Genomic DNA, 19,256 nt, shown 5'->3' on the forward strand with positions numbered 1-19,256 from the left:
TCAATTATTGCCTGACAGTAACGTTTGAGTACTCATTTATTAAATAGAGGTATTCACTAACTGAACGTAATGAATTGGAAGTAATATCAATATGTCAATATTAGATAAAACTTTTACAGGAATAAAGAAGGTAATTAAATGTCTTATATTGAGTTGTTTTTATGTTAATATACTCTATGTTTCTGTAGTATTAGCTAAACCTCCACATGAATATTTATCAAATGCTTTTAAAAGTGTGCTTAAAAATTTTGAAGAAAACCCTAGAATGCTCATTCCTGGTGGTTCTATACTATTAATAGATTACGATAAAAGCAAGTCGATTAGTCAAGATACTGAACCTATAGAGCAAATATCACAGCCATTTGTTAATACGCCACCTGCATCAGCAACCGTAAATGTATCTCCAAATAATTTATTAAGAGACTCCTGTGATAATTGCGGAACAGACTCAAGTGATCAAAACACAGATTCTCTTGTTGAAAGGAATGATGTCCCCCATATTTATAAGGAAGTAAACTTAACTATTCATGACAATTATAAGGTAATAAACTTAGATTATGACACAGATTCTCTTGTTGAGATTAATGATAATTCTGATAATAGTTCGTTAATAGGTTCTAGTGGTCATGACACAGATTCTTTTGTTGAGATTAATGATAATTCTGATAATTTGTTCACATCATTAGATTCTGCCAATACCCCGAGCGAGTCAGTGATTAGCCAAGATACTGAATCTGTAATACCAATTCATAGCCATCCGAATGTTAATACGATGTCACCTCCAGTGGAAGGAGTAGTTCAAGAAGAGCCAATCGTTCCAGAAAAAGCTGCCACTTCAGAAGTAGAAGCCACTTCAGAAGTAGAAGCCACTCCAGAAGTAAAAGCTACTCCAGAAGTAAAAGCTACTTCAGAAGTAGAAGCTACTCCAAAAGTAAAAGCTACTCCAGAAGGAGAAGCCACTTCAGAAGTAGAAGCCACTCCAGAAGTAAAAGCTACTCCAGAAGTAAAAGCTACTCCAGAAGTAAAAGCTACTTCAGAAGTAGAAGCTACTCCAAAAGTAAAAGCTACTCCAGAAGGAGAAGCTACTCCAGAAGGAGAGGCTACTCCAGAAAGAGAAGCTACTCCAGAAGGAGAAGCCACTCCAGAAGTAAAAGCTACTCCAAAAGTAAAAGATACTTCAGAAGGAGAAGCTGCATCTCCACAACCAGAAGCAGCTGTGATTACAACAACTAACACCGATGACATAGTACTATTACAAAAAGAAATAATAAGAAATATTGCCTTAGCGGTAAATGAAATAGTTATATTGTCTTATGAATTTACAAATTCAACTATTGATTTAAGATTAACCAATTTAAGGTATTTAAACAATCTTACCGTCCTTAGCTCTGGCGATGACGTTAATATTGTTCCTAAAAATTTGTGGATTAGTGGCACGATTGGGAAAGCTAAGTATAATGGTAAAAGCATGTTAAATGGGTATACTGGCAAAATTAGTGCGGTAACTATTGGCGAGGATATAGAGTTGCCAAGTGGTAGTATTATTGGGGGAGCTTATAACTATGTTCTCTCCAATTTTAAATATAAGAATCGTATTAACAAAATTGTTGTACATACCCATGTAATGTCGATATATGGTCAAACTAATTTGTCGGAAAAAGTAATATTACAGGGTTTTCTTTCTCTTGCTTTGGGTAATGTTTCTACAAAATTATCAGCGTATAATCAGCTAGTTAAAGCTAAATTTGCTGATACTTCCTATAGTAGCAAAGCAATAATTGCTTATAATTCAGGGATTAGCAGAGTATCAATTGTCCCATATATTGGGTTTAAATATGGAGGATATAATATTGCTAGATATAATGCAAGTTTTAAAACACAAAGCCTATTAGTTGCAGCTAGTAATGGCAGAAGAACTTCTGGGCTTATAGGGTTTGGAGTAATTATGCCAATGAATGTTAATAATACTAGCCAGATGGTTCCTGGGCTATATATGGAAGTCGAAAAGTTTTTGCGTAACAAACAAAAGAATCTGCATATGCAGATAGAGTCAGATCGATCTAACAATAGGGAGGAAGTATTATTACTTGAAGAGGCGGCTAAATACCAGTATAAAATTGGCGGAACTATTACTATAAAATGTCAACTAGCAGAAATTATGGCAGCATATGAATATTTAGTTTTTAATAATAAATATTCCCACCATCAAGGTTCGCTAAAATTAAAATTATTGTTCTAAGATTAGTAACAGAAGGGGGTGCATATAAGAATTTACCGTTTTTTAAAAGAATTCACTTTTGATTATATGAAGGTTGCCCCTCAGATATTTAATAGCAAGGTAGTCTAGTTATAGGGCTTTGTAAACCACGCATAAATTCTTCTGCGTTTAAGATTTTTCTTCCTTCTTGCTGTAATTTCTGGATGATCAAAGTACCTTTACCACAAGCTACCTCCAAAACACTGTTATTATTAACTACGGTACCAGGTGGCAAATTAATATCCAAATCGTTATAATACGCTTCCAGAATCTTTATAACTTTACCTCTATATTCAAAATATACACCAGGCCAAGGATTCATACCTCGAATTTTACAATCTATTTTGTAGGCAGTCTCACACCAATCTATCTTCCCTTCTTCTTTCTTAAGTTTATGAGCATAAGTTACCCCATTCTTATCCTGGATAATTTTTGGTAAATTATCAATATTATCTAAGGTTTTAATCAATAAATCTGCTCCTATTTTTGCACATTGGTCATGCAAAATTGGTAAAGTTATTCTAGGAGAAAGTGACAATGAATGCTGCAATATAATATCACCAGTATCCAGCCCTTCATCCATCTGCATTATACATACAGAAGTTTCTAAATCACCTTCTATAATAGTACGTTGTAGTGGAGCTGCCCCCCTATGACGTGGTAAACTTGACGGATGAATATTAAGACATCCATATTTTTTAGCTTGCAGGATAACTTGCGGTATTAAAAACCCATAAGCAACTACCACTATTATATCCGCCTCAATTGAATTAATTAAATGGGTTACTTCTTCTGTCCTCAAAGTTTTAGGGGTATAAGTTGGAATATTATATTTTGATGCTAAGAGATGTACAGGCGATGCTACCTCATTTAGCCCTCTTCCTTTAGATTTTGCAGCTTGAGTAAATACGCCAACCACCGGGTGGTTGTTGCTGTTAATTAACTCCCTAAGAGTGGGTACAGCAAATTCTGGCGTACCCATAAAAATTACTTTCATAAATTATTATTTTTTAGCTTTTTTAATTTACGTAACGCTATATCCTTTTTTATATTACTTAAATAATCAACTAACAACCTACCATCTAAATGATCCATCTCATGTTGAATAACCCTAGCAAGCCAACCATCAGCTTTTAATTCTTGCTGTATATTGTTATAGTCTAAGAACCTTATACTTATAGACTCAGACCTTGCTACCTCAATCTGTTGCTCCGGTAAAGACAAACATCCTTCTACTGCTACAACTAATTCTTTAGATTTGTCTATTATTTCTGGATCTACGATAAATAACGGATAAAAATCTACAGTTCTTTCTGTGTCGTCATTCTTCTGTAAATCAACCACTAATATACGCTTAACTATTCCGATCTGAATTGCTGCAAGCCCTACCCCATGATCATGATACATGGTTTCAACCATATCATCCATCAACTTTCTTATAGTATCATTGACTGTACCTACGGGCAAAGATTTTTGTTTTAATCTTGAATCCGGAGCAGTCACAATAGGTAACACAGACATAATTTTTAAACCACATAATTAGTTATAGTCAATTCACGAGAATTGGGTAGCAGGAGTGATGCCTATAAGTAATAGGTGAGCATTGAGCGACGACGTCACCAATTTCTCATCAATTGACTATATCACTGCCTCTTTCTTTAGAATAGCATATTTTATCATTTTTTGCATCTCTGCAAAGCTTGACAATTATAAAAAATATTCTTTGCTAAATCTATTCCAATTGTGTTACATTTCAGCTATAGCTTCTCAGAATTTAGGAAAACCATTGATGGGATTATTTCTTGATTATTAATTATTTCCTAATAATCTAAAATTATAGTATAACTTACAAAAAACTTAAGTGGATATGTTTAATATTACTGCAAAAAATAAACAACTAGATAGAGCTAAAGTATCTAGTATTTTTTGTAAATTAGGACAAAAAGAAAAAAAAGGAAAGACTAAAATCAGTGAATTGTTAACTGACTTTCATGAAAATGGTCTTCTACTAACGATGCTTTTTTTTGCCATACCAATTGCAATTCCCCTGCCGTATCCTCCGGGTTTTACTACTATAGTAGGGATTCCCTTGATCGTTTTATCGATGCAGATGTTGCTTGGCTTGAGACAAGTTTCTTTACCATCCAAAATTAATAACTATCAAATTAGCAATGATATACTTATTAATATAAGTAACAAGATTGTGCCAAAAATTAAATTGGTGGAAAAATATATACGACCAAGATTTAGTTTTGCAACCTCTATATATTGCGAACAATTTATTGGTTTAGTATCGCTAATTTGTGCTATTGCCATATCAATACCTTTACCTCTAACTAATGCTATACCTGCATTTGGTATTACTATAATGGCATTAGGTCTTTTAAATCGAGATGGATTAACTATATTTCTTGGGTTTATGGTTTCTATAGTTGGTCTCATTATAGCTGTTATAGCAATTACGGCTAGCTGGATTAGCATAAAATATTTATTTAATCTATTTTTCTAACGTTATTCTTCCAATGAAACAAAAATTATATCAAGGATCAAGTAAAGTTCTTTATCAGTCACAAGAAGATTTTGCTTTTATTATGTCCTTTACTGACAAAATTACTTTAGAAAATGGTGAAATTTTTGATATTTCAGGTAAAGGGGTACTGAATAATAATATTTCATCCTTTATAATGAGTAAGCTTGATATGGTTGGGATAGAAAACCACCTAATTGAAAAAATGAATATGCGTGAACAATTAATACAATCTGTGGATATTTTCCCCATTCAAATATCGATTTCTACAGTAGCATGTGGCAGGTTTGTAAAAGAGTTCTCTATGGAAGAAGGATATGTATTCGATCACCCAATTATCGATTTTAGAGTTAGAAGCAGAGAATTAAAGCATCCTATAATTAATGAGCATCAAATACTGAATTTTGGTTGGTTAAATAAGCAAGAAATTGATGCAGTGAAACATCAGGCCATCAGAATACATGATTTTTTAAGTGGATTATTTGCAGGTATTGGAATAAGACTTGTTGAATGCAGACTAGAATTTGGTAGAGTGTTCAATGGTGAAGAATTTATGGTAATGTTGGCAGATGAAATCAGCCCTGATAATTGTCGTTTATGGAATATGAGTAATAATGAGAAGCTTGGAGCAGAAATGATTGCCACTGATCCAGAAAAAGCTATTAAATCTTATCAGGCAATAGCTGAATTATTAAAAGATAAAACTTATAGCTAATCCTATATTCAAAGATAATTAGTATTAGTTCCCTCTACTAAATGTAAATTGTCAATAGACTTCTTTCGAAACTAATCATATGAGCTCAAAATTATAAATTCCAGTTATAAGATTAAATCTAATGGCACTGTTAACAAAATAATTTAAATAATTTAGCAAGAGCCAATGCGATAAAGCTGAGGAAGGTGGAATCAAGCTTGTCAAAACGCATGGCAATTCTTTTATTTTCCATTATTAACACTCTGATTTAATACTCCTATTATTTAAATTGAATAATAGAAGTATAGGTTGAAAATAATGGGTTAATAAGGCTACGATTTTCCACTTTTAGGGTGGGGCAAAATTGAACGCACATTAACCCATTTACTGGGTCATTATTGCACGCTTTTTAACAACTGTGAAAGCTCACCATTAGAACGCACTTATTCTGTTTTAATAAACAACATATTTAAAATATGTTTAACTAACATAATTCTTGACTTATTATGTTTAATTAATGAACCTATAATAGGATTGAGTAATTTAGAATGTCGCATTAGATAAGGATCGTACTCAAAATGCACTCCACTTAAAATAGCCCTGCCCCTACCGAGTTTACACATTATAATAGCTGCCTTACAATCTTCATAATTAGCAATAATTTTTGTATTAGCTACATTTTGGGCATCTAAAAAATAGCCTCCTCCATTATAAAAAACCATAGAATCTTCAGGAAGATTAGGAGTATTTAAGATTATCCTAGCGGCTCTTGCTCCTTTATTTGAATTATAGTAATACTTACATAAGGCTGGACCTATGACACCCCCCTGATATATGGCAAGTTCTCGAGTGCTTACTACTTCTATGGGGGAAGATTTAGCAAATTCTAGGTAAGTACCACTATAATATGCTCCTGCACATGTTCCGAGAAAACTACCACCTTGCATTAAATAGTTTTGTATATGCTTATTGCCTTTGCCGTTAAGATGTTCCGCATAGCATCTATCTTTTCCTCCTGGAATAATAAGTAAACTAGTATTATCAATCCAATCTCCTCTTATAATTTCTTCTGCAGAAATATAACTTATATGATATTTTGTTGAAACATAATGAACAAAACTATTAAAGGTATGATACAAGCTTTCCTTCGATGTACCTAGCCCATTATAGATTCTGATTGATGGTATCATTAAATTTTTTTACTCAAACTAATAGCTATATTACACATTAACTTGATAATTTTATTAATTAGGGGGGCAAATACTACTTCATTACTACCTTGCACTAGAGCTATATCTTTATGCTCCGTTTCATCAGACTGAAATTGCTTTATACTATCTAACAATTCTTTTTCTAAATTATATTCTTCGAGATAGTCTATTTGCTTCTGATAATGTTGTTCAATCACTTCTTCTACACTTTGGGTTAGTAGCATGGCAGTTTTTGTTCCTATTAATATTGATCCACTACCAAGTACATAACCAATAATATGCCAAAATGGCATTAAGATCGTTGGTCTAACATTACCTTGTAATAACAAGTTAGTAAAGTAGCTTAAATGCACTTCTTCTTGCTGCATCATATGTTTTATTGTAGGATAGGTTTGATGGTTTCTACAATAATTTAATTGTCCCTCATAAATTCGTTTTGCACCGTATTCTCCGGCGCGATCAACTCTAATAATTTCTTTGATGATATTTCTTGAATTGGTAAAGTCGGGTCTTGCCATACGCCCTAGTTCATTTAAATAATGTTATTAAAATTTATTCTATCAAGAAATATAATACAGCAATCTATCAGTTCCTTAAAAGATAAATTTATATTTTATTGACAGTTTAGTGTCATTATTGTATAAGTAAATCTGTTCCTTTGTATTGGATATGAATTTATGAAACGCACATTTCAACCTAGCAATTTAGTAAGAAAAAGAAGGCATGGGTTTAAGGCAAGAATGGCAACTGTTGGTGGTAGAGAGATTTTAAGGAAGCGTCGGGCAAAAGGCAGAAAGAAGTTATCAGCATAGGCAGTGCTTATTTTATCTCTAAAAAATCAAAAAGAATTTGACCTAGTTAATAAGTTAGGCAAAAAGTTCTATAGTCCTTATTTTATCACAGTAATAGCAAAAGATTTTACTAAGCTTCTTGCAAAATTAAATGCAAGGAATAATGCTGGTGGCAAGACTACCAATCAAACACGGCTATGTAAGAAATCTGGTGAAGTTTTATTGCTTTTTGGCATAAAAGCCGGAAGAAAATTAGGAAACGCTGTTATTCGCAATAAAATTAAGAGGCGTATCAGGCATTTAGTTAGGCTTCTAAGTAAAGAAACACAAATTAAACCCAATAGCTGGGCAATAATAATTATTTCTAAGAAAGGTTTTGATCAAATTGAGTTTGCAACTTTACTAAGCGAATTATACAGGATATTTTCAAAGGCATAATAGACTCGTGAGTGTTCACACTACTAACCTAAATTTCTCTATTACTAACCCATTGATAGGCAGTAGGATCACTAAATACTTGTCGTAAAAATTGATTGTTCAGAGCATGGCTGGTTTTATAACCAGTGATGTTAGCTATTAGATACCCTCCTGTAGTATATAAATCTCCGAATAGATCAAGAAGTTTATGCCGCACGAATTCATCAGTATATCTAAGCCCATCGTGATTTATTATAATATCTTGATCTATACCTATAGCGTTATCGAGAGATGCCCCACGTGCCAGCCCTTTGCTTTTTAAATATTCAAGTTCATGGATAAATCCAAAAGTTCTAGCATCAGCAATATTATTTTTAAAAGATTCATTTTCTGAGAAGAGTAAATTTTGCTTGCCAATAGCTTTACTAGCAAAATCTATTGTCATATCAACTGTCATACTATGAGCAGGGCTACACACTAACTCGCAATCTTTGTGAATTGCCCTAATTTCTTTTAAGATTTTTAGGTATTTTTTTGGAGCATTTTGTAATTGTCGCCCAGCACATTCTATCATAAAAACAAAAGCTTTACTGCTACCATCCATTATTGGTACTTCAGAACCATCGATTTCAATTATTAAATTATCAATTCCACATCCCCAAAGAGCTGCCATTAAATGCTCTATAGTTGAAACGGAAATATTATGTTCATTTTTTATGGTAGTAGAGAAAGAAGTCTCTGAGACATTCAAACAACTAGCTTGAATAAAATTTATTTCTTGCCGCACATCAGTCCTGACAAAAACAATGCCAGTATTTTCTACAGCTGGTCTTAAAGTCAACTGAGTAATGTTACCGGAATGAACGCCTACCCCATAACAACTTACAGGGTTTAGTATTGATACTTGCATTGGTCAATTTTACTAATTTTAAAAATTAAATTGATTTTAGTATTTTAACCACTTATATGCAAGTGACATTATGTTACAAAATATTACATCAATATACACTTGTTAAAAAGCGTGCAATAATGTTGAACGCACATTAACCCATTTAGTGGATCATTATTGCACGCTTTTTAACAATTGCTGACGCCTATGTGCAATGACGCATAGTTTAACCAGAATATAACGGTAGTTTAGTCATAATTATTTACTTTTTTTGATAGCACTTCATCAAGTTCTTGTCTAAGATCTTCAGGAAGTTTTTCTATTTTATTGGGAGATTCTGTAGATTGTGATTCTTTTAACACATTTGTAGTATCAACAATCTCTGATTTTATGGGTAATTTAATGGATTCCAAACTATTTTGTGGTAGAGTCTTTATAAGATTTTTACTTAAATTATCTAGATAGGGAGTAGTTGCGGATTCTTTAAGCCATTTTGGATATTTATCAATATTAGTATTTTGTATAACGTCTTTTAGGGTTTTTGCTTGTAAATAACTACCAGAAAAGAAAATTATTAGGACTAGGAATATGAACAAACAAATAATCATACCTCTAAGCATGCCGACGGCTAGACCTAGAGATTTGTCAATGATTCCACCACTTATAAAGGAAATTATCAAAAGAAATTGATGGGTTAAGAAAGAGCATAGGATCAAAGATATAATATATGAAATAACTCCAGAGGTAATTATCAATGCAATATGGTTAATAAAATATCGAGTAATAATTTCAGCAATGTATAGAGATAAGTAATAGGCAAAAAGAACTGAAAATATAAAGCCGAGTAACCTAATAGTAAGTTTTATTAGTCCCCCATAGGCTCCGAGCATTGATGAGGCGGTAATAATTGCCAGTATTGTTATATCAAACCAAGTAAACATTAGACTTTTCTAAAAATTACTTTAGGTTTAGAATAAGTGTAGGATATATTTATTATCATATTTCAAATTTTTATTGAATAGGCGTAATTTAACACTATATGTATCTAAAAGCTAGTGTATTAATATAATTATAGACTAAATAAATTTAACAATACAATAAACATTATGAATGAAAATAATAAAATTTTTGATAATCTATCTGGTAAGGTTTTGATAGCTACTCCTTACATGCTTGATGGTATATTTAATAAGTCACTTGTTTATATGCTGTCTCATACAGCAGAAGGAGCGATGGGCTTAATTTTTAATAATTTAGTGAATCATATAGAAATAAAATCGTTCTTTAAAATAGCTGATGATCGGCTAGATAATAATATTATGATGCCTATATATTTGGGAGGGCCAGTTGAGCATGAACGTGGATTCTTCCTGCATTCTGATGATTATAACGAGAATTTACTATTGAAGTTTCAGAATCATTTAGCAGTTAGCTCTAATCCCCAAATCCCTCATGATATTGCTTCTGGTCATGGTCCTAAAAATAGTTTATTTATTATTGGTTACACTTCTTGGAAAGCAGGGCAACTTGAAGCAGAGATTAAGGATAATTTGTGGATAATAACAGATTGTGATAGAGAGTTTATTTTTTCTGGTCATCCAGAACATAAGTGGCACAATGCTTTGCAAAATCTTGGTATCAAAGAATCTCACTTTACTTCACGAATGGGTAATGCTTAGTTTTTGTAAACTAGGCTCTTATATCACATTTTCAAGATATAAGAGCCTAACACCAAATCATATTAAAAAACCAATTCTTCAAGTTATTATAGTGGTTTATAGGAGGAGAATTTGACGTGGATTATTTTTTGTATAGTGATTGCAGGTTTGCTAATCTATGATCTTGGTTTTGCCAACAAAGAAAATAAGGTATTAACCTTTCGCCAAACTATTTATTTTAGTCTTTTTTACTTAATTATAGCATGCCTCTTTGGTATTTTTATTTTCTTTGATATGGGAGGAGAAAAAGCCCGGGAATATTATACTTGTTTTTTTATAGAAAAAGCCATGTCATTGGATAATATTTTTATTATTTTAATGATTTTCCAGTTTTTTTCTATTCCTTTGATCTATCAACACCGAATATTATTTTTGGGGATTCTAGGGGTTATAGTTTCTAGAGGTATAATTATATATTTAGGGGTCATTGTTATCTCAAAATTTTCTTGGTTATTATATGTTTTTGCGATTATCCTTATAATTACAGGTATAAAAACTTTTTATCTATCAAATAAAAATTTAAAAGTGCAAGAATCTTCTATTTATAGAATTCTACAAAAATACTTTAGTCTTACTCCAAAAATTTCTGGTTACAAATTTTTTATTAAAACCAGCAAAGGTATCAGTATTACCCCTCTTCTTGCATCATTAATAATGATAGAAGTCATGGATATTGTGTTTGCCATTGATAGTATACCAGCAATATTTGCTATCACTAAGGATCCTTATATAATTTATACTTCTAATATTTTTGCCATATTAGGTTTACGTGCCTTATTCTTGTGCTTAGCTAATGTTGTTAAGCAATTTAGTTATATAAAATATTCGCTAGCATTAATATTAATATTTATTGGTATAAAAATATTCGCTGAACATGTTATTGATATTCCATCTTACACTACACTGGCTATGACAATTATTCTTTTGTCGTTTGGCATTATTATTTCTATTATTAAGAAAAGGCGTATATAATAATGTAATAAGTTAACAATTATATAATAAGAAACAACTATGGTTTCTTATTATTGTAAAGCATAAAATTAAAAAGATTAGGTTATGGTGAGTGTTCACGGAAAAAAGTTAAAGTGCAAGATGTCATTGCGAGGAGCCGCTTTGCGGCGACGCGGCAATCCAAAAAATGATTAAAAATTGCTTCGTTGGCTATGCCTTTTTGCAATGACGTTTGGCGAGCAGATTTTTTATTTATCATAAGAAAATAGCAAAAAACCGTTAACACTCACAGGTTAGGTGATAGATATCTTTAAATGTGAAGATTTATAAACAATGCTATCGTCTTGTTTATTTTCCGCTGGCATAAAATATATTTTTATGCTAGAAGTTTGAAATTGTTGTATCGATCTACTCGAAACTTACTTATGTATGAAATTATGTTTATTCTATACTCAAATGATTTGAAGAATGGTTTTTTAAAAATGAGGGACTCGCATACTCACGTACCTCATGTACGCTGCGTATGCTCGCCCCTCATTTTCAAATCCAATTCTCCAAATCATTTGAGTATATACACAGTTGTTATAAGTGGCTAGAGTTTGAATGTTTTACTAAATTTAATTTATGTTATGAGGTTCTAATTATGGATGAAAATATTATCGAACAAGATGTTATTGAAATAGTTGCTAACACATTAAAAGTAAAGAAGGATTTAATTACTCCTGAATCTAGATTTGTTGAGGATCTTAAGTCAGATAGTTTAGATATAGTTGAATTAATGATGGCAATAGAAGCAAAGTATAAATGTGATATACCAGATGAAGAGGCTAGTAAAATTTTAACTGTCTCTGATGTGGTGCAATATATAAAAAAAAATAATAATTCATAAGTTATAATTATGTCAACTAGAAGAGTCGTTATAACTGGTATTGGACTAGTTACCCCACTGGGAGTTGGGGTGAAACCCTCTTGGAATGGTATCATAGAGGGGCGTAGCGGTATTAAGGCAATTACCGGATTTGATACTTCTAACCTTGCTTGTAAAATAGCTGGTATTGTGGATCATTCAACTGATAGCGGCTTTAATCCGGAAAAATCTATTGACCCTCGTAATGTACATAAGATGGATTTATTTATCCAATATGGTATTGCAGCAGCTACTGAAGCAATCGAGGATAGTGGTTGGCAAGTACAAGATGAATTATCAGGAGATAGAACAGGTTTAATACTTGGTTCAGGAATCGGTGGACTTAAGATGATAGAAGAGACGTCAGTAAAGTTTCATAAAGAAAATAATGGCAAAGTTAGCCCATTTTTTATCCCCGCCTCATTAATTAATCTTCTTTCAGGTCATGTTTCCACTAAATACGGATTTACTGGACCAAATCAAGCAGTAGCAACAGCCTGCTCCACTGGGGCTCATGCCATAGGAGATGCTATGCGGATGATTCAATATGGTAATGTGGACGTTATGATTGCTGGCGGAGCCGAAGCCCCGGTTACTCCGGTTGGAGTGGCGGGATTCGTTGCTGCAAGGGCGTTATCTACTAAATATAATTCTACACCTGAAATTGCATCAAGACCTTGGGATCAAGAACGTGATGGCTTTATAATGGGGGAAGGGGCTGGAGTTGTAGTACTGGAAGAATATGAGCATGCTATTAGTAGAAATGCTAAGATTTATGCTGAAATTGTTGGATATGGTTCTACTGGAGATGCTTATCATATGACTTCTCCTCACCCTGATGGAAGAGGTGCTTATAAAGCTATGTTTAATGCTCTTAAAGATGCAAAAATTGATGCAAGTATTATTGATTATATCAATGCCCACGGGACTTCTACACAGGTTGGTGATACTATTGAGTTACTAGCTGTCCAAAGATTATTTTTGGATGTCAACCCGAAGGTTCTTATGTCGTCAACGAAATCATCTATCGGTCATTTGCTCGGAGCAACTGGTAGCGTAGAGTTAATATACTCAATTCTTGCCATACAGGATCAAATTGCTCCGCCAACTCTAAATTTACATAAACCGATACCAGAAGTAAAAATAGACTTAGTTCCTTTAGAAGCTAGAAAGGCAAAAATTAATTACGTACTTTCTAACTCATTTGGCTTTGGTGGAACTAATGCAAGTTTAATAGTTAAGAAAATATAGCTAACCGAATTAGCTATAATATTTTACAAAAGAGTATAATCATAAAGCTTATAGGTTATTCTGAAGAAAGTTTTAAAGAGGGGTACCTTAATTTTACAACTTACACTTTGTTATTCTTCCAAAATATGTTATACTCTACAGTTATGTTATCATCTTTAGTATAGTGAGTTTGCAAAAGAACTAATGGTTAATTCAGTTGGATTTGATTCCTAGGTTCTATTGACAGAACATTTAGGGTGAGGAACAACTTTCTTAGGCAAATTCAAATTAGTTGACTATAATTTAAGTTTTTATAATGGAAAGGAGTAAGCATGTCAATGTCATCTGAATTTAAAGTAGGAGAAAGAATTGTATATCCATCCCATGGAGTTGGAGAAATAGTAAATGTAGAACAGCAACTCATAGCTGGTACTGATATTAGGGTTTATGTAATATCGTTTCCCCAAGACAAAATGATTCTAAAAGTACCTGTAAATAGAGCGACTATTTCGGGTCTCAGAAAACTTGTTAGCAAAACTGACCTGACTATAATATACTCAACACTTCAGGGTAAAGCTAAGCAAGGTAATAGGATGTGGAGTAGAAGAGCACAAGAATATGAAAGTAAAATAAATTCTGGTAATATAGTAGCTGTAGCGGAAGTGGTACGAGATCTCTACAAGAATGTTGATAGTGATAGATCTTATAGTGAAAGAACTATTTATGAATCAGCATTAAATAGGCTCGCTGGGGAACTTGCAATTCTTGAGAATATAAATCCTGATGAGGCAATTAATAAATTAATTGAAGTATTGAAAGATAAACTTGCTGCATAAATCGAGAATATGTAGTCACTTCGTGAGCGTTCACGGTTTTTTTGCTATTTTCTTATGATAAATAAAAAATCTGCTCGCCACAAGCGTCATTGCCAGAAGGCGTAAGCCGGCGAAGCAATCCATTTCTAATCATTTTTTGGATTGCCGCGTCGCCGTAAAGCGGCTCTGAGCCATGACGTTTTGTACTTTAACTTTTTTTCCGTAAATGCTCACTTCTTGTTAGCATTGATTTCCAAGCTCAGCTTATAAGATAGCTTTTTGTACAATATCATTGAGTCTTTTGGCAAATTCACCAGTATCATTGACTGGCTCACCTTCTAGAATACATGCTTGATCATACATTAATTTTACCAACTCCTCGTTAGCATAGTCTTTACTATTTGAGATTATACCAGCGTTAATTTTCTCAATAATTTTATGCTTAGGATTTAACTCAAGTATTTTAGCCGATGATGCCATTAACTGTTTTTGCTCAATTAAGAATCTTTCCATACGAATATCCATCGCTCCATCACCAACTACCAGACAAGCAGGGCTTAGAGTAAGTTTTTTAGAAATCCTTACATCTTTTACTAATTTACCTAATATTTCTTTAAAATATTCTGTTAATTTAGTGTACTCATCCTTGTCTTCTTTTGTTTCTTCAGTTTTTTGCTCAGATTTTTCTAAATCAATATCACTCCTAGTAACTGATTTAATTGCATAACCCTTATAGCTACTATTAACATTAACCCAAAAATCATCAACCGTATCAGTAAACAGAAGTACATCTATATTTTTACTTAAGAATCCTTCTATTTGAGGGCTAGAAAGTAATTTTGCTGAATCATCGCCGCTAAGATAATATATAGTATTCTGTCCTTCTTTAAAGTTACTAATATAATCGTCAAGGCTAATCATTTTACTTAAAAGACTACTTTTAAATATACAGGTCTCAAGCAATTTATCATGATCACTAGTTGCCTCACACAATCCTTCTTTTAAAGCAGCACCAAAATTGCTCCAAAAGTTGCTATATTCCTCTATAGACTCATCTTTTTTCTTTTTGAGTTCACCTAAAACTCTTTTGGTTATTGCTGACTTAATCTTCTCTAAAGTACTATTATGCTGCAAAGATTCACGACTAATATTAAGAGGTAAATCCTCTGAATCTACTACCCCTCTTAGGAATCTTAGGTAAGAAGGTATTAAATCTACATTCTCATCAGAAATAAAAACTCTCTTGATGTATAATTTCACTCTCCTCTTACGATCAGGGTGAAATAAATCGAAAGTCTTAGTTGATGGAATAAATAACAAATTAGTAAATTCAACCGTACCTTCATTTTTATTATGAATAGTTAACCAAGGATCATCCATCGAATAAGACAAAGCTTTATAAAATTCTTTATATTGTTCAAAAGTCAAATCAGATTTAGGTCTTGTCCATAATGCTGAAGCTGAGTTAAGTTGTATTTCATTATTAGTTGATTCATCAATAAAATATATAGGTATGGCTATATGATCAGAATAACTTTTAACTATATGCTTCAATCTAAAATGATCAATATAACTGTCTTCTTCTGGCTTAACGTGAATAACCACCTCAGTTCCCCTAGTGAAATCATGATCAAAATCATCTACAATATATTCTCCAAGACCATCTGACTGCCAAACATAAGCTTTCTCTTCTCCTGCTTTTCTTGAGGTAACAGTAATATTATCAGCAACCATAAAAGCTGAATAAAACCCAACGCCAAATTGCCCTATCAACATACTGTCTTTTTTAGCATCTCCAGACATGTTGTTTAAGAAATTTCCTGTACCAGATTTTGCAATAGTTCCTAGATTATCGATCAAATCTTCTCGGTTCATACCAATACCATTATCTCTAATAACAATCTGCTTTTTATCTTTATCAATTCTCACAGTAATTTTAAAGGTAGGATCATCTGCAATAAGTTTGGCATCACTTTGTGCTAAATACCTTAATTTATCACAAGCATCAGAAGCATTCGATATTAACTCACGCATAAAAATCTCTTTATTAGTATAAAGAGAATGGATCATTAAGTTCAAAATCTTACCAACTTCAGCGTCAAACTTCTTTTTTTCTTGGGTCATAGTCAAGTCCTATAATACTATTTAATGTTATTAATATAGTGTTTTAAATGCAAATTTAAATAGTCTAATTCAATATTTTTTATTGCTAATAATTTTAAGCTATTAGTACAACCTAATATTATCTCAAAATTATTTTTATTAATTTTCCATTTTTTAGATAGAAAATTGATAATAGAATGGTTAGCCTTACCATCCTCTGGAACTGACTTTATAAATAATTTTAGATAATGTTTATCATTAATTATCATAAACTCGCCTATCTTATCTGCCTTTGCATTAGCTTTAACCTTAAGAGCAAGAACGGCTACCTTATTATCTGGGTTATAGTTAAAAAATGGGGTCATGTTTACTCTAATGATTTGAGTATATACTAATTATAATGTGCACTAAGTGTTTTATAGAAATATTTTTATTATTTTTACTAAAGTTCCTGCTTATTAGTGAGGAACTGCTTTGCAACAAACCATTATAGTCAATTGATGAGAAGTTGGGGGGCGTCGTCGCTCAATGCTCTCCTATTACTTATAGGCGTCGCTCCATCGTTCCTAGCCCCAAATTCTCCTGAATTAACTATATCGTCATTGCGAGACCATGTAATGGTCGAAGTAATCCATTTTTGGTTACTTTTATGGATTGCTTCGTCGACCTAAGGTCTTCCTCGCAATGACGGATATAGCCAATTCAAGAGAATTGGGGTCTAGGAGTGATGGAGTGACGACATCATCAACTTCTTATCAATTGACTATATAGTAATAATTACTAAATACATCCTTAAATCTATAAGTAAGAAATTAACTGATCTAATATGAAAACAATTTAATATTAATTTTGCACAAGTTGTGTACTCTTATAATCTATCTTACTTTATATGAAAATACTTGTATTTAGTAATTTATTTTACTATAATAAAATATTATATAAATTAACTATTTAGGTATTATCCAAATGTATATTAATACGTTTACTATTAGTTCTAAGGGGCAGATTGTCTTACCAAAGAAAGTTAGAGATATTTTAAAATCTAACATTGTTACCTTAGAGGTTAATGATAATAATCAATTAATATTATCCCCTGTCTGTGACCTTGGGGGAGCTCTTTCTATTTATCGTAAAGATTCAGAACCTTCATTTGATGAAATCAGACAACAAGCATGGCTTGATAATACCTATTCTAAAGAAGCTAATAAGGTAGTGAAGTGAAATATATTTGTGATAGCAACTTTATCCTTCGTTATCTTATTGCCGATAATCCAGAAATGTTTAGTAAAACCAAAGAAATATTTGAACAAGCTAAAACCGGTCATATTACTCTTATAATTGAACAAACAGTATTTACGGAGGTAATATTTGTCTTATCTTCTTTCTATAAAGTTCCCAGGGATAAAATAACTTTGACCTTATCTGAGATGCTAACTTATAAAGGAATTCAAAGTGATAAGAACTATTTTTTATTAGCTTTAGATTATTATTTAAAATATAATTTGCATATAGTTGATTGTATTCTTCTAGCTAAAGCAGTTACTACAGATTTACCCATTCTTTCTTTTGATCAAAAATTACTCAATTTAGCAAATAAACAACTAAAAAAAGAATAATATTATGGTGGTTATTTATTTTATTGGTTTCCTAGGTTCTAAAGAAATCACCAACTTCTTATCAATTGACTGTAAAACGAAACTATCTTTACTTGGAATGTTAAAGGGAAAGGCTGAAATTAAAGGTGATATACTTAACCCAATTGATGAAAGGTGGGATGCTAATCTATGACTAATCTAATCGTACTGGATACCCCTGCCACAATTGTTGAAAGTTAGAAGGTGGAGAGGGTTTTAGATAGCTTTTCCGTCATTGCGAGACCATGTAATGGTCGAAGCAATCCATTTTTGGTTACTTTTATGGATTGCTTCGTCGACCTATGGTTTTCCTCGCAATGACGGATATAGCCAATTCAAGAGAATTGGGTAGCAGGAGTGACGACGTCATCAACTTCTTATCAAAAACAGAATTGCTTCGTCTGCTCACGCCCCATCGCAATGACGTTGACCACACACGACTTTTAATTACCCAGTCTAAATTTACTGAATAAATTTAAATTAGTCTATTTTGAATCTATCCAAGATATATTGCCATCTCGACGGTAATAAACTATATTAATACGATTAGTATTACTATTTTGAAACATTAAAGCAGGAAGGTTTTCAAGATCCATTTTCATAACGGCCTCACTTACTGATAAAGTTAATATTTCTACAGATTTTTCTGCGATAATTACAGGATTATCAGAGGCTGGTACATTATCTTCGTCTTCATGTTCATGAGGCGTTATAGTATATTTGACTGCTTTAGGTGCTGCCTCGGATATTTTAATTCTATCATGACGATCCTTGAGTTTAGATTTGTACTTTCTAAGCTGTTTTTCAAGGCGAGAAAGAGTGGTGTCAAATGCTGAATATATGTCATCTGAAGCAGCATTACCTTTCAATACAATATGCCTGCCTGTGCCATCATTCATTACAATGTCACAAACCAGTTGGAATCCTTGTTTAGAGAAATGCACGTTTGCACTCACTATAGTAGAAAAATACTTTTCTGCTACTTGCGTAGTACGACTTTTTACATAGTCTTGCAAAGAATTGCCAATAGAAATATGTTGACCTGATACTGATATTTGCATAAAATCCCCTTTTAATTTAGTCAAGTTAAGCTAAAATATAATTAATTAGTT

Annotated in this window: 22 protein-coding genes; 13 read left to right on the forward strand and 9 right to left on the reverse strand. The window is 32.4% G+C overall.

The features are described 5' to 3' along the window. Nucleotides 1–91: 91 nt before the first annotated feature. Complete coding sequence (locus AAGD42_RS04880) at nt 92–2,239, forward strand: autotransporter outer membrane beta-barrel domain-containing protein (protein WP_341752461.1); 2,148 nt, start codon at nt 92–94, stop codon at nt 2,237–2,239. Nucleotides 2,240–2,327: 88 nt separating this feature from the next. Here the strand turns inward: AAGD42_RS04880 and fmt are convergent, their stop codons facing one another. Beyond that, nucleotides 2,328–3,254 (reverse strand): methionyl-tRNA formyltransferase, encoded by a 927-nt coding sequence (gene fmt / locus AAGD42_RS04885; protein WP_341760719.1) that lies wholly within the window; start codon nt 3,252–3,254, stop codon nt 2,328–2,330. Continuing rightward, nucleotides 3,251–3,778 carry a peptide deformylase gene (gene def / locus AAGD42_RS04890; protein ID WP_341749888.1) on the reverse strand — a complete coding sequence of 176 codons (528 nt, stop codon included), beginning with the start codon at nt 3,776–3,778 and terminating at the stop codon, nt 3,251–3,253. Before def ends, fmt begins: the two co-directional genes overlap by 4 nt. 346 nt (nt 3,779–4,124) lie before the next feature. Here def and AAGD42_RS04895 point away from each other — a divergent pair, with 346 nt between their 5' ends. After that, a complete protein-coding gene (locus AAGD42_RS04895) occupies nt 4,125–4,766 on the forward strand; it encodes an exopolysaccharide biosynthesis protein (protein ID WP_341749887.1) in 642 nt (213 codons plus the stop codon). Nucleotides 4,767–4,779: 13 nt separating this feature from the next. Beyond that, a complete protein-coding gene (locus AAGD42_RS04900) occupies nt 4,780–5,499 on the forward strand; it encodes a phosphoribosylaminoimidazolesuccinocarboxamide synthase (RefSeq protein WP_341752463.1) in 720 nt (239 codons plus the stop codon). 422 nt (nt 5,500–5,921) lie between these two features. On the opposite strand, the gene AAGD42_RS04905 is transcribed toward AAGD42_RS04900, so the two are convergent. Together AAGD42_RS04905 and AAGD42_RS04910 are read right to left on the reverse strand one after the other, a co-directional pair. Next, nucleotides 5,922–6,668, reverse strand: a complete 747-nt coding sequence (locus AAGD42_RS04905) for a BPL-N domain-containing protein (RefSeq protein WP_341752464.1) — start codon at nt 6,666–6,668, stop codon at nt 5,922–5,924. Next, nucleotides 6,668–7,207 (reverse strand): demethoxyubiquinone hydroxylase family protein, encoded by a 540-nt coding sequence (locus AAGD42_RS04910; RefSeq protein WP_341752465.1) that lies wholly within the window; start codon nt 7,205–7,207, stop codon nt 6,668–6,670. The genes AAGD42_RS04905 and AAGD42_RS04910 overlap by 1 nt, the downstream gene beginning before the upstream one ends. Before the next feature lie 159 nt (nt 7,208–7,366). Here AAGD42_RS04910 and rpmH point away from each other — a divergent pair, with 159 nt between their 5' ends. Then, complete coding sequence (gene rpmH / locus AAGD42_RS04915) at nt 7,367–7,501, forward strand: 50S ribosomal protein L34 (protein ID WP_094648876.1); 135 nt, start codon at nt 7,367–7,369, stop codon at nt 7,499–7,501. A 3-nt stretch (nt 7,502–7,504) separates the two neighbouring features. Next, a complete protein-coding gene (rnpA, locus tag AAGD42_RS04920) occupies nt 7,505–7,918 on the forward strand; it encodes a ribonuclease P protein component (RefSeq protein ID WP_341752466.1) in 414 nt (137 codons plus the stop codon). A 28-nt stretch (nt 7,919–7,946) separates the two neighbouring features. Here rnpA and lpxC read toward each other — a convergent pair whose 3' ends face one another. After that, the gene (gene lpxC, locus AAGD42_RS04925) at nt 7,947–8,807 is read right to left on the reverse strand and encodes a UDP-3-O-acyl-N-acetylglucosamine deacetylase (protein WP_341752467.1); all 861 of its coding nucleotides are present in this window, start codon (nt 8,805–8,807) and stop codon (nt 7,947–7,949) included. Nucleotides 8,808–9,034: 227 nt separating this feature from the next. Further along, entirely contained in the window at nt 9,035–9,727 is a 693-nt protein-coding gene (locus tag AAGD42_RS04930) for a CvpA family protein (RefSeq protein ID WP_341750355.1), read from the reverse strand. A 165-nt stretch (nt 9,728–9,892) separates the two neighbouring features. On the opposite strand from AAGD42_RS04930, the gene AAGD42_RS04935 reads away from it, so the two are divergent. The 5 genes from AAGD42_RS04935 to AAGD42_RS04955 all read left to right on the forward strand — a co-directional run bounded on the left by AAGD42_RS04935 (nt 9,893) and on the right by AAGD42_RS04955 (nt 14,428). Continuing rightward, on the forward strand, nt 9,893–10,465 hold the full coding sequence (locus AAGD42_RS04935; protein WP_341750354.1) for a YqgE/AlgH family protein: 573 nt from the start codon (nt 9,893–9,895) through the stop codon (nt 10,463–10,465). A 111-nt stretch (nt 10,466–10,576) separates the two neighbouring features. Further along, the gene (locus AAGD42_RS04940; protein WP_341752468.1) at nt 10,577–11,476 is read left to right on the forward strand and encodes a TerC/Alx family metal homeostasis membrane protein; all 900 of its coding nucleotides are present in this window, start codon (nt 10,577–10,579) and stop codon (nt 11,474–11,476) included. Between the two features lie 622 nt (nt 11,477–12,098). Continuing rightward, on the forward strand, nt 12,099–12,344 hold the full coding sequence (acpP, locus tag AAGD42_RS04945; protein ID WP_341752469.1) for an acyl carrier protein: 246 nt from the start codon (nt 12,099–12,101) through the stop codon (nt 12,342–12,344). A gap of 9 nt (nt 12,345–12,353) precedes the next feature. After that, nucleotides 12,354–13,613 carry a beta-ketoacyl-ACP synthase II gene (gene fabF, locus AAGD42_RS04950; RefSeq protein ID WP_341752470.1) on the forward strand — a complete coding sequence of 420 codons (1,260 nt, stop codon included), beginning with the start codon at nt 12,354–12,356 and terminating at the stop codon, nt 13,611–13,613. 311 nt (nt 13,614–13,924) lie between these two features. Further along, entirely contained in the window at nt 13,925–14,428 is a 504-nt protein-coding gene (locus tag AAGD42_RS04955) for a CarD family transcriptional regulator (RefSeq protein ID WP_341752471.1), read from the forward strand. A 243-nt stretch (nt 14,429–14,671) separates the two neighbouring features. Here AAGD42_RS04955 and htpG read toward each other — a convergent pair whose 3' ends face one another. Together htpG and AAGD42_RS04965 are read right to left on the reverse strand one after the other, a co-directional pair. Next, entirely contained in the window at nt 14,672–16,531 is a 1,860-nt protein-coding gene (htpG, locus tag AAGD42_RS04960; protein WP_341752472.1) for a molecular chaperone HtpG, read from the reverse strand. Between the two features lie 17 nt (nt 16,532–16,548). Beyond that, entirely contained in the window at nt 16,549–16,875 is a 327-nt protein-coding gene (locus AAGD42_RS04965; protein ID WP_341752473.1) for a DUF167 family protein, read from the reverse strand. A gap of 601 nt (nt 16,876–17,476) precedes the next feature. Here AAGD42_RS04965 and AAGD42_RS04970 point away from each other — a divergent pair. Genes AAGD42_RS04970 through AAGD42_RS04980 form a run of 3 tightly spaced genes read left to right on the forward strand, consistent with a single transcriptional unit; the run spans nt 17,477 to nt 18,298 of the window. Next, nucleotides 17,477–17,731: an AbrB/MazE/SpoVT family DNA-binding domain-containing protein gene (locus AAGD42_RS04970; RefSeq protein ID WP_094649821.1), complete on the forward strand. Its 255-nt coding sequence runs from the start codon at nt 17,477–17,479 to the stop codon at nt 17,729–17,731. Next, on the forward strand, nt 17,728–18,126 hold the full coding sequence (locus AAGD42_RS04975) for a PIN domain-containing protein (RefSeq protein ID WP_094649822.1): 399 nt from the start codon (nt 17,728–17,730) through the stop codon (nt 18,124–18,126). The genes AAGD42_RS04970 and AAGD42_RS04975 overlap by 4 nt, the downstream gene beginning before the upstream one ends. Nucleotides 18,127–18,130: 4 nt before the next feature. After that, nucleotides 18,131–18,298, forward strand: coding sequence for a hypothetical protein (locus AAGD42_RS04980; RefSeq protein ID WP_341752474.1), 168 nt, complete (start codon nt 18,131–18,133; stop codon nt 18,296–18,298). A gap of 331 nt (nt 18,299–18,629) precedes the next feature. Here the strand turns inward: AAGD42_RS04980 and hpf are convergent, their stop codons facing one another. Next, nucleotides 18,630–19,205, reverse strand: a complete 576-nt coding sequence (hpf, locus tag AAGD42_RS04985; RefSeq protein ID WP_341752475.1) for a ribosome hibernation-promoting factor, HPF/YfiA family — start codon at nt 19,203–19,205, stop codon at nt 18,630–18,632. Nucleotides 19,206–19,256: the final 51 nt, after the last annotated feature.

Origin of the sequence: Candidatus Tisiphia endosymbiont of Dioctria linearis, assembly GCF_964026545.1 — a bacterium.
Taxonomy (GTDB): Bacteria; Pseudomonadota; Alphaproteobacteria; order Rickettsiales; family Rickettsiaceae; genus Tisiphia.

Excerpts from the sequence above, each read along its gene's own strand:
- AAGD42_RS04880 (WP_341752461.1), top strand. The coding sequence starts at position 92 with ATGTCAATATTAGATAAAACTTTTACAGGAATAAAGAAGGTAATTAAA.
- fmt (WP_341760719.1), bottom strand. The coding sequence starts at position 3,254 with ATGAAAGTAATTTTTATGGGTACGCCAGAATTTGCTGTACCCACTCTT.
- def (WP_341749888.1), bottom strand. The coding sequence starts at position 3,778 with ATGTCTGTGTTACCTATTGTGACTGCTCCGGATTCAAGATTAAAACAA.
- AAGD42_RS04895 (WP_341749887.1), top strand. The coding sequence starts at position 4,125 with ATGTTTAATATTACTGCAAAAAATAAACAACTAGATAGAGCTAAAGTA.
- AAGD42_RS04900 (WP_341752463.1), top strand. The coding sequence starts at position 4,780 with ATGAAACAAAAATTATATCAAGGATCAAGTAAAGTTCTTTATCAGTCA.
- AAGD42_RS04905 (WP_341752464.1), bottom strand. The coding sequence starts at position 6,668 with ATGATACCATCAATCAGAATCTATAATGGGCTAGGTACATCGAAGGAA.
- AAGD42_RS04910 (WP_341752465.1), bottom strand. The coding sequence starts at position 7,207 with ATGGCAAGACCCGACTTTACCAATTCAAGAAATATCATCAAAGAAATT.
- rpmH (WP_094648876.1), top strand. The coding sequence starts at position 7,367 with ATGAAACGCACATTTCAACCTAGCAATTTAGTAAGAAAAAGAAGGCAT.
- lpxC (WP_341752467.1), bottom strand. The coding sequence starts at position 8,807 with ATGCAAGTATCAATACTAAACCCTGTAAGTTGTTATGGGGTAGGCGTT.
- AAGD42_RS04930 (WP_341750355.1), bottom strand. The coding sequence starts at position 9,727 with ATGTTTACTTGGTTTGATATAACAATACTGGCAATTATTACCGCCTCA.
- AAGD42_RS04935 (WP_341750354.1), top strand. The coding sequence starts at position 9,893 with ATGAATGAAAATAATAAAATTTTTGATAATCTATCTGGTAAGGTTTTG.
- acpP (WP_341752469.1), top strand. The coding sequence starts at position 12,099 with ATGGATGAAAATATTATCGAACAAGATGTTATTGAAATAGTTGCTAAC.
- fabF (WP_341752470.1), top strand. The coding sequence starts at position 12,354 with ATGTCAACTAGAAGAGTCGTTATAACTGGTATTGGACTAGTTACCCCA.
- AAGD42_RS04955 (WP_341752471.1), top strand. The coding sequence starts at position 13,925 with ATGTCAATGTCATCTGAATTTAAAGTAGGAGAAAGAATTGTATATCCA.
- htpG (WP_341752472.1), bottom strand. The coding sequence starts at position 16,531 with ATGACCCAAGAAAAAAAGAAGTTTGACGCTGAAGTTGGTAAGATTTTG.
- AAGD42_RS04965 (WP_341752473.1), bottom strand. The coding sequence starts at position 16,875 with ATGACCCCATTTTTTAACTATAACCCAGATAATAAGGTAGCCGTTCTT.
- AAGD42_RS04970 (WP_094649821.1), top strand. The coding sequence starts at position 17,477 with ATGTATATTAATACGTTTACTATTAGTTCTAAGGGGCAGATTGTCTTA.
- AAGD42_RS04980 (WP_341752474.1), top strand. The coding sequence starts at position 18,131 with ATGGTGGTTATTTATTTTATTGGTTTCCTAGGTTCTAAAGAAATCACC.
- hpf (WP_341752475.1), bottom strand. The coding sequence starts at position 19,205 with ATGCAAATATCAGTATCAGGTCAACATATTTCTATTGGCAATTCTTTG.